This is a genomic window from Citrobacter sedlakii NBRC 105722 (genome assembly GCF_000759835.1).
Taxonomy (GTDB): Bacteria; Pseudomonadota; Gammaproteobacteria; order Enterobacterales; family Enterobacteriaceae; genus Citrobacter_A; species Citrobacter_A sedlakii.
Genome location: NZ_BBNB01000012.1, coordinates 114,267 through 126,693, shown reverse-complemented (window position 1 = coordinate 126,693; position 12,427 = coordinate 114,267). Strand labels below are relative to the sequence as shown.

At 55.1% G+C, this 12,427-nt stretch carries 15 protein-coding genes; 9 read left to right on the top strand and 6 right to left on the bottom strand.

What is annotated here, in order from left to right; translation table 11 throughout:
* The first annotated feature begins 12 nt into the window (after nt 1-12).
* Nucleotides 13-786, top strand: coding sequence for a histidine ABC transporter ATP-binding protein HisP (hisP, locus tag CSE01S_RS16355; RefSeq protein ID WP_042290727.1), 774 nt, complete (start codon nt 13-15; stop codon nt 784-786).
* Nucleotides 787-845: 59 nt separating this feature from the next.
* Here the strand turns inward: hisP and CSE01S_RS16350 are convergent, their stop codons facing one another.
* From CSE01S_RS16350 to yfcG, 4 genes are all read right to left on the bottom strand, one after another.
* Nucleotides 846-1,349: a GNAT family N-acetyltransferase gene (locus CSE01S_RS16350; protein ID WP_042290725.1), complete on the bottom strand. Its 504-nt coding sequence runs from the start codon at nt 1,347-1,349 to the stop codon at nt 846-848.
* A 70-nt stretch (nt 1,350-1,419) separates the two neighbouring features.
* Nucleotides 1,420-2,313: a TIGR01777 family oxidoreductase gene (locus tag CSE01S_RS16345; protein ID WP_042290723.1), complete on the bottom strand. Its 894-nt coding sequence runs from the start codon at nt 2,311-2,313 to the stop codon at nt 1,420-1,422.
* Nucleotides 2,314-2,333: 20 nt separating this feature from the next.
* Entirely contained in the window at nt 2,334-2,696 is a 363-nt protein-coding gene (gene folX / locus CSE01S_RS16340) for a dihydroneopterin triphosphate 2'-epimerase (RefSeq protein ID WP_042290722.1), read from the bottom strand.
* 53 nt (nt 2,697-2,749) lie between these two features.
* Nucleotides 2,750-3,397, bottom strand: a complete 648-nt coding sequence (gene yfcG / locus CSE01S_RS16335) for a GSH-dependent disulfide bond oxidoreductase (protein ID WP_042290720.1) — start codon at nt 3,395-3,397, stop codon at nt 2,750-2,752.
* 140 nt (nt 3,398-3,537) lie between these two features.
* Between yfcG and yfcF the strand changes: the two genes are divergently transcribed.
* Genes yfcF through yfcD form a run of 3 tightly spaced genes read left to right on the top strand, consistent with a single transcriptional unit; the run spans nt 3,538 to nt 5,425 of the window.
* Nucleotides 3,538-4,182: a glutathione transferase gene (gene yfcF / locus CSE01S_RS16330; protein WP_042290718.1), complete on the top strand. Its 645-nt coding sequence runs from the start codon at nt 3,538-3,540 to the stop codon at nt 4,180-4,182.
* A gap of 56 nt (nt 4,183-4,238) precedes the next feature.
* The gene (gene yfcE, locus CSE01S_RS16325; protein ID WP_042290716.1) at nt 4,239-4,790 is read left to right on the top strand and encodes a phosphodiesterase; all 552 of its coding nucleotides are present in this window, start codon (nt 4,239-4,241) and stop codon (nt 4,788-4,790) included.
* Between the two features lie 56 nt (nt 4,791-4,846).
* Entirely contained in the window at nt 4,847-5,425 is a 579-nt protein-coding gene (gene yfcD / locus CSE01S_RS16320) for an NUDIX hydrolase YfcD (protein ID WP_042290714.1), read from the top strand.
* A 4-nt stretch (nt 5,426-5,429) separates the two neighbouring features.
* On the opposite strand, the gene CSE01S_RS16315 is transcribed toward yfcD, so the two are convergent.
* Nucleotides 5,430-6,449, bottom strand: a complete 1,020-nt coding sequence (locus tag CSE01S_RS16315; protein ID WP_042290713.1) for a LacI family DNA-binding transcriptional regulator — start codon at nt 6,447-6,449, stop codon at nt 5,430-5,432.
* A 249-nt stretch (nt 6,450-6,698) separates the two neighbouring features.
* On the opposite strand from CSE01S_RS16315, the gene CSE01S_RS16310 reads away from it, so the two are divergent.
* From CSE01S_RS16310 to CSE01S_RS16290, 5 genes are all read left to right on the top strand, one after another.
* The gene (locus tag CSE01S_RS16310; RefSeq protein ID WP_042290711.1) at nt 6,699-7,142 is read left to right on the top strand and encodes a PTS sugar transporter subunit IIA; all 444 of its coding nucleotides are present in this window, start codon (nt 6,699-6,701) and stop codon (nt 7,140-7,142) included.
* 80 nt (nt 7,143-7,222) lie between these two features.
* Nucleotides 7,223-7,495, top strand: coding sequence for a PTS sugar transporter subunit IIB (locus CSE01S_RS16305; RefSeq protein ID WP_042290710.1), 273 nt, complete (start codon nt 7,223-7,225; stop codon nt 7,493-7,495).
* Nucleotides 7,496-7,563: 68 nt separating this feature from the next.
* On the top strand, nt 7,564-8,955 hold the full coding sequence (locus tag CSE01S_RS16300; protein ID WP_042290708.1) for a PTS ascorbate transporter subunit IIC: 1,392 nt from the start codon (nt 7,564-7,566) through the stop codon (nt 8,953-8,955).
* Entirely contained in the window at nt 8,952-9,782 is an 831-nt protein-coding gene (locus tag CSE01S_RS16295; RefSeq protein ID WP_042290707.1) for a transketolase, read from the top strand. The genes CSE01S_RS16300 and CSE01S_RS16295 overlap by 4 nt, the downstream gene beginning before the upstream one ends.
* The gene (locus tag CSE01S_RS16290; protein WP_042290705.1) at nt 9,775-10,728 is read left to right on the top strand and encodes a transketolase family protein; all 954 of its coding nucleotides are present in this window, start codon (nt 9,775-9,777) and stop codon (nt 10,726-10,728) included. Before CSE01S_RS16295 ends, CSE01S_RS16290 begins: the two co-directional genes overlap by 8 nt.
* 49 nt (nt 10,729-10,777) lie before the next feature.
* On the opposite strand, the gene yfcC is transcribed toward CSE01S_RS16290, so the two are convergent.
* Nucleotides 10,778-12,304 carry a putative basic amino acid antiporter YfcC gene (gene yfcC / locus CSE01S_RS16285; protein ID WP_042290704.1) on the bottom strand — a complete coding sequence of 509 codons (1,527 nt, stop codon included), beginning with the start codon at nt 12,302-12,304 and terminating at the stop codon, nt 10,778-10,780.
* Nucleotides 12,305-12,427 lie beyond the last annotated feature (123 nt).

The following is a 12,427-nucleotide window of genomic DNA, read 5'->3' as shown; positions in this document are numbered from 1 at the left end:
TCGAGTAACACGATGTCTGAGAATAAATTAAACGTTATCGATTTGCACAAACGCTACGGCGAACATGAAGTGCTGAAAGGGGTATCGCTGCAGGCCAACGCCGGGGATGTGATAAGTATTATCGGCTCATCGGGTTCGGGGAAAAGTACCTTTCTGCGCTGCATTAACTTTCTTGAGAAGCCGAGCGAAGGATCGATTGTGGTCAGCGGCCAAAATATCACGCTGGTACGCGACAAAGACGGTCAACTGAAGGTGGCGGATAAAACCCAGCTCCGCCTGTTGCGCACGCGTCTGACGATGGTGTTTCAGCACTTTAACCTGTGGAGCCACATGACGGTGCTGGAAAACGTCATGGAAGCGCCGGTTCAGGTACTGGGCCTGAGCAAGCAGGAAGCCCGCGAACGGGCGATCAAGTATCTGGCGAAAGTGGGCATTGATGAGCGTGCCCAGGGTAAATATCCGGTGCATCTTTCCGGCGGGCAGCAGCAGCGCGTGTCGATTGCCCGCGCGCTGGCGATGGAACCGGAGGTGCTGTTGTTTGATGAGCCGACCTCTGCGCTGGATCCTGAACTGGTGGGTGAAGTGTTGCGCATCATGCAGCAACTGGCGGAAGAGGGCAAAACCATGGTAGTGGTGACCCACGAAATGGGTTTTGCTCGCCATGTGTCAAGCCACGTGATTTTCCTGCATCAGGGGAAGATTGAAGAAGAAGGGGAGCCAGAGCAACTGTTTGGCAATCCGCAAAGCCCGCGATTGCAGCAGTTTCTTAAAGGTTCGTTGAAATAGTCACCGGTTTCGCCGGGCGGCAAATTACGTTTCTTACAGGTTGGATAAGCGCCGCGCCTTCAGGCGCTTTCCAGCCGGTAACCCCAGTCGTCATAGCGAATGCCATTGATCGTAAATGCTTTTTCCAGCACCTGCGTGCGCGCGAATCCGAGCTTTTCCAGCAATCTTACGGACCCCCGGTTTTCTGCCAGCACCCAGGCGTTGATCGCCTGTAGCCCTGCATCGTGAAAGCCATACTCGCACACGGCGCGAACGGCTTCGCTGGCAAAGCCGCGCCCCTGCACATCAGGGAGCAGGCAATAGCCGATATCCGCTTCCTGGGGAAATTGGTGGCTGATTTGCAGACCGACGTCCCCAAGCGGGGTTGCGTCATGATGCTGGCGAATAACGAACATATGTTTCGAAACCAGACGACGCGCGAACAGTAAACGGATATCGCGTTCCGGGCAGCGTTCGCCCATATACCGCATAATATCCGGGTTCTCTCGCAGGGCGAGAAAGAAAGGCCAGTCGGTCGCCTGAAAAGGGGAGAGCGTCAGTCGCGGGGTCGTCAGTAAAGCCATAAAATCGCCATTCCGGAAGTCATCCTGATTACCTTACCACCGGAACGGCGAGCATGCACAGGCCGGAGGGTTAGCGAATCACATCTTCCAGCGCTTCTTCGAGGTCATACCAGCGAAAGGCGAAGCCTGCGGCTTCCAGACGTTTCGGCAGCGCGCGCTGGCCACCCAATACCAGCACCGAGGACTCGCCCATCAGCAGGCGAATCGCCGTCGCCGGGACGCGAACGAAAGCAGGGCGCTGTAGCGCATGTCCCAGCGCATGGGCGAACTGCTCGTTACGCACGGGATAGGGCGAAACCATATTGAAGGGGCCGCGCAGATCGTTGTCCAGCAGCCAAAGGATGCCGTTCACCATGTCATCAACGTGGATCCACGGTAAATACTGGCGACCATTGCCAATCGGTCCTCCCAGCCCCAGCCGGAACGGCGGAACCATTTTACCGAGAATACCGCCTTTGGGCGCCAGCACGACGCCGGTACGCAGCAGGCAAACGCGGGTGCGATCGCTTTGGGCGGTGCAGGCGATTTGTTCCCAGCGCGCGCACAGCTTATGCGTGAATTCATTATGCGGCGGCTCTTCCTCGGTCACCACCACTTCACCCAAATCACCGTAATAGCCGGTAGCGGAGCCGGAGATCAGTACCGAGGGCGGCGTTTCGCTGGCATTAATCAGATCCGCCAGTTTCTGCGTGATGCGCCAGCGACTCTGGCAAAGACGCTCCTTTTGTGCGCTCGACCAGCGCTTGTCGGCAATCGGCTCACCCGCAAGATTGATCACCGCGTCGACATCTTCAAGCTGCTTTTTATCGTCCAGGGTGGTCCAGAGCGCCACCCGACTGTCGAGCCGATCCCGGGCTTTTTCGGGGCTGCGAGTGAGAACCGTCACCTGATGCCCGAGCGCCAACAGACGCGGGATAAGGTGTCCGCCGATAAGACCTGTTCCTCCGGTAACCAGTATGTTCATGCAGCCTCCCGTAAAGGCGACTAACGCCGCCAGCTTAAGGTCATAGATACCGAATCGGCATAACGTAACGCGTGAAGCTTATCGATTTCCACTTCAGCATAAGTGACCCAGTGGTGTTCGCGTGCGATGTCGAGCACATCCTGCGTTAATTTTTCCAGCAACGAAAAACGGTTGTTTTCGACGTGCTGAAGAATGCTTTTCGTGATGGTACGGTAATTCAACGCATCGTTAATATCTTCGCTGACCCGCGCTTTTTCTGCCGGATAATGAATCGCAACGTTGATCACAATATCCTGGCGGTTAGTGATCTCTTCTTCTTTGATACCGATAAAGGTGCGTAAGCGAAGGTTTTTTATACGAATAATAGCGTCAGGTTGAGACATTGCAGAGTTCTCCATATATGAACCTTCGCATCATACACGAGAACCGCCGCGCGTTATCCTTTCAACGTCTCAGGATTAAGTTGCGCCTGCATCAGCGCACGTTCGGTGGCCGGACGCGAGCGGATACGCTGGAACCAGTTGTTTACCGCCGGGTACATTTCCAGATCGATGCGTTGACGCTGATGGGCATTGATCCACGGCCAGCAGGCAATATCCGCGATGCTGTAATGCTCGCCGCCCAGCCACGGAGAAGCTTCCAGACGTTTATTGAGCACGTTATACAGCCGCTGAGTTTCCACCTGGTAACGCTCGATAGCATACGGGATGGCCTGCGGCGCGAAATGATTGAAATGATGATTTTGCCCCAGCATTGGCCCAAGCCCACCAACCTGCCAGAACAGCCACTGCAGCGTAATATGACGCTCGCGCAGCTCGCCGCTCAGTAACATGCCGCTTTTTTCCGCCAGGTAAAGCAAAATTTCGCCAGACTCAAAAAGACTAAGCGGCGCGCCGCCGTCCGCAGGGGCGCGATCGACAATCGCGGGAATTTTGTTATTGGGCGATATCGCCAGGAAATCGGGACGAAACTGGTTGCCCTTACTGATATCGACTTTGATCAGTCGGTAGTCCATTTCGGCTTCTTCAAGAAAGAGCGTAATCTTGTGTCCATTGGGTGTAGGGGCGTAATAGAGATCGATCATTTCAGCTCCAGCAAGCGTTTTATCTACGAGACAACCACAAGTATAGAAAGCCTGGCGTGTTGTGTGAGATTTCATCAGGTGACAGCGAACGAAAGACGCTTTATGTTGAAAGAAAAAAAACCATCAACATCGAGGAAGCTATGAGTAAACCTGTGATTACCCTCTGGTCAGACGCCAATTTTTTCTCCCCTTACGTGCTGTCTGCTTACGTCGCGCTCCAGGAAAAGGGGCTTCCTTTTACCCTGAAAACGGTGGATTTGGATCGCGGTGAACATCTCGCGCCTGGCTGGCAGGGTTACGCCCAGACGCGCCGGGTACCGCTGCTGGAGATTGACGGGTTCGAACTTAGCGAGTCGTCAGCTATTGCGGAGTATCTGGAAGATCGCTTTGCGCCGCCGACATGGGAGCGCATCTATCCCCTCGATCTTGAGAAACGCGCCCGGGCGCGGCAGATTCAGGCGTGGCTCCGGAGCGACCTGATGCCTGTCCGCGAGGAGCGCCCGACGGATGTGGTGTTCGGCGGCGTCAAGAAAGGGCCATTAAGCGACGCCGGGAAAGCCAGCGTGGAAAAGCTGTTTGCCACGGCGAGCCATCTGCTGGCTGACGGGACGCCGAACCTGTTCGGCGAATGGTGTCTGGCGGACACCGATCTGGCGCTGATGATCAACCGTCTGGCGCTCAACGGTGACGACGTGCCGACGCCGCTGGCGGAATATGCCGCGTTTCAATGGCAGCGCGCTTCTGTCCAGCGATATATTGCGCTTTCCGCTAAGCGTACGGGCTGAAAAAGGGTCTACAATCCAGTATCATAGTGCGGTTTTTTTATGATGCGGAGGACGTGATGAAACTGATGTTTGCATCCGATATTCACGGTTCCTTACCGGCCACTGAGCGCGTGCTGGCGCTGTTTGCTCGCAGCGGCGCGCAATGGCTGGTGATACTGGGTGATATACTGAATCATGGGCCGCGTAACGCCTTACCTGAAGGCTACGCGCCTGCTGAGGTCGCCGGGCGGTTGAACGAATATGCGTCGCGGATTATCGCCGTGCGCGGCAACTGCGACAGCGAAGTGGATCAGATGTTGCTCCACTTTCCGCTCACCGCGCCGTGGCAGCAGGCGTTACTGGAAAACCAGCGGCTCTTTTTGACCCACGGTCATCTTTTTGGAGCGGAAAATCTGCCAGCGCTGCAGTCCAACGATGTGCTGGTGTACGGACATACTCATCTGCCGGTGGCAGAAAAGCGGGGCGATATATACCATTTCAATCCTGGCTCCGTGAGCATACCGAAGGGCGGCCATCCGGCGAGCTACGGAATGCTGGACGATAATGTATTGAGCGTAATCGCACTCAATGATCAAAGTATCATTGCGCAGGTGGCGATTAATTCGTAATTTACCCCCACATATGTAAATGCGCCGCAGAGTGCTAAGAAAAAGAAGGTTTCCTGATGGTGGAACAGCGTCGTTTGGCAAGTACGGAATGGGTGGATATTGTGAATGAAGACAACGAAGTCATCGCACAATCCAGCCGGGAACAGATGCGAGCGCAGTGCCTGCGTCATCGTGCAACCTATATCGTGGTACACGATGGGATGGGCAAAATTCTGGTGCAGCGTCGTACCGAGACAAAGGACTTTTTGCCTGGCATGTTAGACGCCACGGCCGGTGGCGTCGTTCAGGCAGACGAACAACTGTTAGACTCTGCCCGCCGCGAAGCGGAGGAGGAACTGGGCATTGCGGGCGTTCCGTTCGCTGAACACGGTCAGTTCTACTTTGAAGATGAGCATTGCCGCGTCTGGGGCGCGCTGTTTAGCTGCGTATCGCATGGCCCCTTCGCCTTGCAGGAGGAAGAGGTCAGCGAAGTATGCTGGCTGACGCCGGAGGAAATTACCGCCCGCTGTGACGAATTCACCCCGGACTCGCTAAAAGCGCTGGCGCTGTGGATGACCCGCAACGCCAAAAACGAGTCTGCAAAAGGTGAGCGGCAACAAGAAGAACAGCAAGAAAAACAGGAAGAGGCGGAATAACGCCTCAGCAACTGTCCCGCAGACATAAACTGGAGGCGATCGGCTGTTGATCGCGCCAGTTTCCATCCTGAATTCTTTCCAGTAAGGCCCGTCCGGCCTCAAGACCGATTTTGCGGTGCGGAACCGCCATCGTGGTCAGCGGCGGCTGACAGACCCGGCTGACGTCGCTGTCGCCAAACCCCACAACCGCCAGGTCGTCAGGGACTTTAATCCGTCGGCGCTGGCATTCATACAGGACGCCGCAGGCCAGTTCATCCGACACGCAGACCAGCGCATCCAGTTCCGGCCACGCCAGGATAAACTCCGGCAGTTGCGAAGCCCCGGTGGAAAAATTGGGCGGCAGGGCGGCGTTAATCACCCGGTTGGGCGACATATGATGGCGCAGCATCGCTTTATACCAGCCCTGCAAATGCTGTTGAAAGATCCACTGTTCCTGATTCGCACACAGCAGGCCAATGTTCTGGTAGCCACGTTGAATCAGCATCTCCGTCAGCTCAAACATGGCGGCCACGTTATCAATCCCGATATTCATATCAATGGGATCGGTACGGATCGCGCCAATCTCCATGACCGGAATCGACGCGTTCTTTAGCCAGTGTCGGACGGTGTCGCTGTGCTCGACGCTGAGCAATATCGCCGCGGTGATATTGGAAGCCAGCAGCGTTTCCAGCAGTTTTTCTTCCTGCTCAAGACGGTGACGGGATTCCGCCAGCATGATCTGGTATCCGGCGGGTTGCAGAATATGCTGCAATCCGGCAAACATTTCTGAACATCCTGCTTCGGCAAGATTTGGCACCACCATCGCAATGGTACGTGACGATGCTGACGCCAGCGCGCTGGCGGCGAGATTCGGCATATATCCCAGCTCGTGGACAGCCGCGTCGATTTTCTCCCGCAGTTTATCGGAAACCTGCTCCGGCGTGCGCAAGGCACGCGAGACGGTCATGGTGCCGACACCCGCAAGCTGTGCGACATCGGCGATGGTCACTTTACCGGTACTACGCCGTTTTCGGGTTAGAGACATACAAATTCCTGCGCAATTACAACCAGTTGAGACGCTTTTTTATGATCGTTTTTTGCGTCACGTTTAGCGCAGTATACGCCTTAATTGTCCTTATTTGCTCTGATTTCACACAGCAATCTGTTTTTGATAGCGCTATCACATATCTGAACGATAGCGTTTGATAGCGCTATCTTTGTGATTGCGATCGCAGATAAGGTGGTTGGGGTTGAATAAAGTTTGCTCATGTTAAGCCAAGAGAGAGGGACGATCGTGCTTGAAACCTGGTTAACGGATAACACGATTCAACTGCGCGAGCAGGTGAGCGACTGGCGGGAAGCGCTTGGGATTTGCGCCGGGCCGCTGCTGCAGGCGGGCGTCATTACGCCTGATTATGTTAGCGCTATCGTCGCACAACATCAGAAGCTGGGGCCGTATTATGTGCTGGCGCCCGGGCTGGCGATGCCGCATGCCCGCCCGGAGGAAGGCGCAAAGGCTATCGGCTTATCGTTGCTGAAGCTGACGGACGGCGTGTCGTTTGGCGCAGGAGAAAATGATCCGGTTGATATTATTATTTTATTAGCCGCAGCGGATAAACACAGCCATATCGAAATGATTTCGGCCCTGGCTGAATTATTTTCAAACGATGACGATCTGGCGAAATTACATCAGGCGGCCACCCTGGAGGAGATTAAAAAAATAATTTCACGTTATTAATTTTACGCATGCCTCTGTATTGATGAAACATTACGCCTGCGCGTGATGCGAACAAACTCTACTTAAAAAAGGTAATAACAATGAAAATTATGGCTATTTGTGGCTCCGGCCTGGGCAGTAGTTTTATGGTCGAAATGAATATTAAAAAGGTACTCAAAAAACTCAATATTGACGCTGAGGTGGAACATTCCGATCTCTCCTCGGCGACGCCGGGCGCCGCCGATCTCTTTGTGATGGCGAAAGATATTGCCGCCAGCGCCAGCGTGCCCGAGGCGCAACTGGTGGTAATCAATAACATTATCGATATCAATGAACTCGAAACACAGCTACGGGCATGGTTCGATAAACAATAATTCTGTCTGCACCCAATCCTTCGCGCTGTCTCACCACAGCGTGACCGCAAATATGCATCGAGGTGGCTATGTTTATCCTTGAAACGCTGAATTTTGTTGTTGATATTCTTAAAGTGCCTTCGGTACTGGTCGGCTTAATTGCGCTTATTGGCCTGGTGGCGCAAAAGAAAGCCTTTTCGGATGTCGTAAAGGGAACCATTAAAACAATTCTGGGGTTTATTGTTCTTGGCGGCGGGGCTACCGTTCTGGTCGGCTCATTAAATCCGTTAGGCGGTATGTTTGAACACGCTTTTACTATCCAGGGGATTATTCCGAATAATGAAGCGATTGTCTCGATTGCGCTGGAAAAATACGGTGCCGCTACCGCACTGATTATGGCGTTCGGAATGGTGGCGAATATTATTGTCGCGCGCTTTACGCGGCTGAAATACATATTTTTAACCGGGCACCACACCTTTTACATGGCCTGTATGATCGGCGTGATCCTGACCGTCGCCGGTTTTGAGGGAGCGGGGCTGGTCTTTACCGGCTCGCTGATCCTCGGGTTGGTGATGGCCTTCTTCCCGGCATTGGCGCAACGCTACATGAAACGCATCACGGGTAGCGACGACATTGCCTTTGGTCACTTCGGTACCCTGGGGTATGTGCTGTCAGGCTGGATCGGCAGCGTGTGCGGTAAAGGCTCCCGTTCGACCGAAGAAATGAATCTGCCGAAGAATTTAAGCTTCCTGCGCGACAGTTCGATCTCCATTTCGCTGACCATGATGATCATCTATCTGATCATGGCGGTTAGCGCCGGTCGGGAGTATGTGGAAAGCACCTTCAGCGGCGGGCAGAACTATCTGGTCTACGCCATCATCATGGCGATTACCTTTGCCGCCGGGGTGTTTATTATCCTGCAAGGGGTTCGCCTCATCCTTGCGGAAATTGTTCCGGCGTTCACCGGCTTCTCTGAAAAACTGGTGCCCAACGCGCGTCCGGCGCTGGATTGCCCGGTGGTGTATCCCTATGCCCCCAACGCTGTGCTGATCGGATTTTTGTTTAGTTTCCTCGGTGGGCTGGTGGGGCTGTTTCTGCTCGGGCAAATGAAGCTGGTGCTGATATTGCCAGGCGTCGTGCCGCACTTCTTCACGGGAGCGACGGCGGGGGTGTTCGGTAATGCCACCGGCGGCCGTCGTGGCGCTATGCTCGGCGCGTTCGCCAACGGTCTGTTGATTACCTTCCTCCCGGTGCTGCTCTTGCCGGTACTCGGCGCTATCGGCTTTGCCAACACCACCTTTTCGGATGCCGACTTTGGCGCGATTGGCATTGTGCTCGGTAACCTGGCCCGCTACCTGTCGCCTCTGGCGATTACCGGGCTGGTGGTCGGGCTGTTTGTTGTACTGGTCCTCTGGAATCTGTTCGCAAAGAACAAGACGGCGACAGGTCACTCAGCGGAAAATAACGGAGCCAAACCATGAATGTAAAAGAAGTGACGCAGTTGGCGCGGGATATTCGCGTAGCTACCCTGAAATCACTCACCCATCTGGGCTTCGGCCACTATGGCGGCAGTATGTCGGTGGTGGAAACCCTCGCGGTACTGTACGGCGCGGTAATGAAAATCGATCCGGCCGATCCGGACTGGCCGGAACGCGATAACTTTGTTCTCTCGAAAGGGCACGCGGGACCGGCGCTTTACAGCACGCTGGCGATCAAAGGCTATTTCCCGATCGACGAGTTGAACACGCTGAATCAGAACGGCACCCGGCTGCCCAGTCATCCGGATCGGCTGAAAACCCATGGCGTGGACGCGACCACGGGATCGCTGGGGCAGGGGATCTCCATCGCCGCCGGAATGGCGCTCTCGCATAAGTTGGCGCAGCGTCCGAACCGGGTCTTCTGTATTGTCGGCGACGGTGAGCTGAACGAAGGACAGTGCTGGGAAGCGTTTCAGTTTATTGCTCATCATTGCCTCAACAACCTGACGGTGTTTGTTGACTGGAATAAGCAGCAACTGGACGGCGAGTTAGATGAAATTATTCGCCCGTTCAGCCTTGATGCAAAATTCCGCGCGTTTGGCTTCGATACCATCACGGTGAAGGGCGATGATATACCGGCGCTACTGGCTGCCGTCCAGCCTGTTCCCGAGGCGCAGGCCCGCCCACGGGTAATCATTCTTGACAGCATTAAAGGGCAAGGGGTGCCATGTCTTGAACAGTTGAGCAATTCTCATCACCTGCGCCTGACAGAGGACATGAAGCAAACCCTGAATAACGCCATTCGCCAACTGGAGGTCACGCATGATTAATCTCGCGCCCGCAGGACAAAAAGATCGCGTGGAGATGCGCAAGGTATACGCCGGATTCGTGGCCCGGCAGATAAAAGACGGCAGCCCGATCATCGCGCTGGAAGCAGACCTGATGAGTTCAATGGCGATGGATGGCGTAGCCCGTGATTACCCGCAGCATGTGATTAACTGCGGCATTATGGAAGCCAACGTGATTGGCGCCGCCGCGGGATTGGCGTTAACCGGGCGCAAGCCGTTCGTGCATACCTTCACCGCGTTTGCCAGCCGCCGCTGTTTCGATCAGCTGTTTATGTCGCTGGACTACCAGCGAAATAACGTCAAAGTGATCGCCTCGGATGCGGGCGTCACCGCCTGTCATAACGGCGGTACGCACATGTCGTTTGAAGATATGGGGATCGTGCGTGGACTGGCGCACGCCATTGTGCTGGAGGTGACGGATGCGGTGATGTTTGAGGATATCCTGCGTCAGCTCATCGACCTTGAGGGATTCTACTGGGTCCGCACCATTCGTAAACAGGCGCCGAGTGTCTACGCGCCCGGCTCGACGTTTACCATCGGTAAAGGCAACGTGCTGCGGGAAGGTAATGATATCACCCTGATTGCTAATGGAATCATGGTGGCCGAAGCGCTGGAGGCGGCGCGGCAGCTGGAGAGAAACGGGGTCAGCGCCGCGGTGATCGACATGTTCACCCTGAAACCTATCGATCGGATGCTGGTGAAAAACTACGCCGAGAAAACGGGACGCATCGTGACCTGCGAGAACCACAGTATTCACAACGGACTGGGGTCGGCGGTGGCGGAAGTGCTGGTGGAAACCTGTCCGGTGCCCATGCGTCGGGTCGGCGTAAAAGAACGTTACGGCCAGGTTGGCACGCAGGATTTTTTGCAGGAGGAATACGGGCTGACTGCCGCCGCGATTGTCGAAGCCGCAAAATCACTGCTGTGATGGCGTGAGGTTGATGCCGGATGACGACAGCGCCATCCGGCATGTTTCGTTACTGGTAGCCCATGATCTGCGCGCCAACCACCAGCACGCTGGAGAAGGCAAACAGCAGACCAGCCAGGGCCAGCGCGGGCTTAATCCAACTGCGGAAATCGACCCGGCAAACGCCGAGCGTCGCCATTAACGATGCCGAGGTAGGGTAAATAATATTGCTGAACCCGTCGCCTAACTGAAACGCCAGCACGGCCACCTGGCGATTAACGCCGACCAGATCGCTGAGCGGAGCCATCAGCGGCATGGTCAGCGCCGCCTGGCCTGAACCTGAGGTGACGAAGAAGTTGAACAGCGTCTGGAACAGCAGCATAAACCAGGCGGCGACCGCGGTGTGCAGCTCGCCAATGCCGCCAGCGATGGCGTTGAGGAGAGTATTCAACACGCTCGGCGTGCTGGCGTCGCCGTTACCCAGCAACAGCATAATGCCTTTGGCGAAGCCGACCAGCAGCGCGGGGGCAATCATGATTTTCGCCCCTTCGGTGAAGGCGTTCGCCATATCGTTTAGCGTCATGCCGTTGAGACGAAACACCACGCCGATCAGGCCGATAACGATGCCCATCGTGAAGAACTGACTGGCGATTTCAGGAATAAACCAGGCGTGGACGATAACGCCCCATATCACCCAGCCGATAGCGGCGGTTAGGATCGCTAATACCAGCCAGTCTCCCGCGCCCAGCTTGCGCTGTGTAATCTGCTGCTGCTGTTCGCGGAAAAAACGGTCAGACTGCCAGCAGGCAGAGCGCTCCGGCGATTTACGGATCCGTGACGCGTAAAGCAGCGTGAAGGCCATCGCCAGCAGTGTCGCCAGCAGCCAGATGATAATGCGCAGCCCTGAGCCGGAAAGTACGGGAACACCGGCAATCCCCTGCGCAATGACTACGCTGAACGGGTTCATCCATGACGTGGCGAAGCCGACCTGGGTTGCGACATAGGTCACCAGTACCGTGGTAATACTGTCATACCCTAAGCAAACCATCAGCGGAGCGATGATAATAGCGAAGGCGACCGCCTCTTCTCCCATACCGAACACTGCGCCACCGAGGGAAAAGAGCATAAACAGCACCGGTATGAACAGGATTTCATTGCCTTTGGTCCGGTTAATTAGCGCGAGGATACCGTTATCGATGGTGCCTGTGCGCATGACGATGCCAAAAGCGCCGCCAATCACCAGCATAAACATGATAATACCTATGGCGGAACCGTATTTATCGCCTGCCGTGAGCCCTTCAAAGGGAAAGTTCATGAGTCCCGCTCCGGCGTCGCCGGTCGAGAAGAACTGCACCCGGTTATACTGCGCTTCACCTGACGCGTCGGTCACGATGCGAAACGACGCAGGATCGACAACCTGGCGGCTTTTCTCAACGCCTTCCACCTGATAGTGAATTTTCTGCGTGTCAAATTGCCCGGCTGGGATCAGCCAAGTCAGGAGGCTGGTAAAAATCGCCACGAAAAAAATGATCACCAGCGTATCGGGCATAGCGAATTTTCTGCGTTGCGTGGGTTGAGAGGATGAAACCGAGGACATAGCATACCTTCCATGTAGCGTTTTAATGGAATAAGTATGCATTTTGGTGAATATAAATGCAATTTGTAAGCGCGCTTTTTATACCGGTTTCAGAATTTGCTACCGTAGAGTGGGGGATTTTTA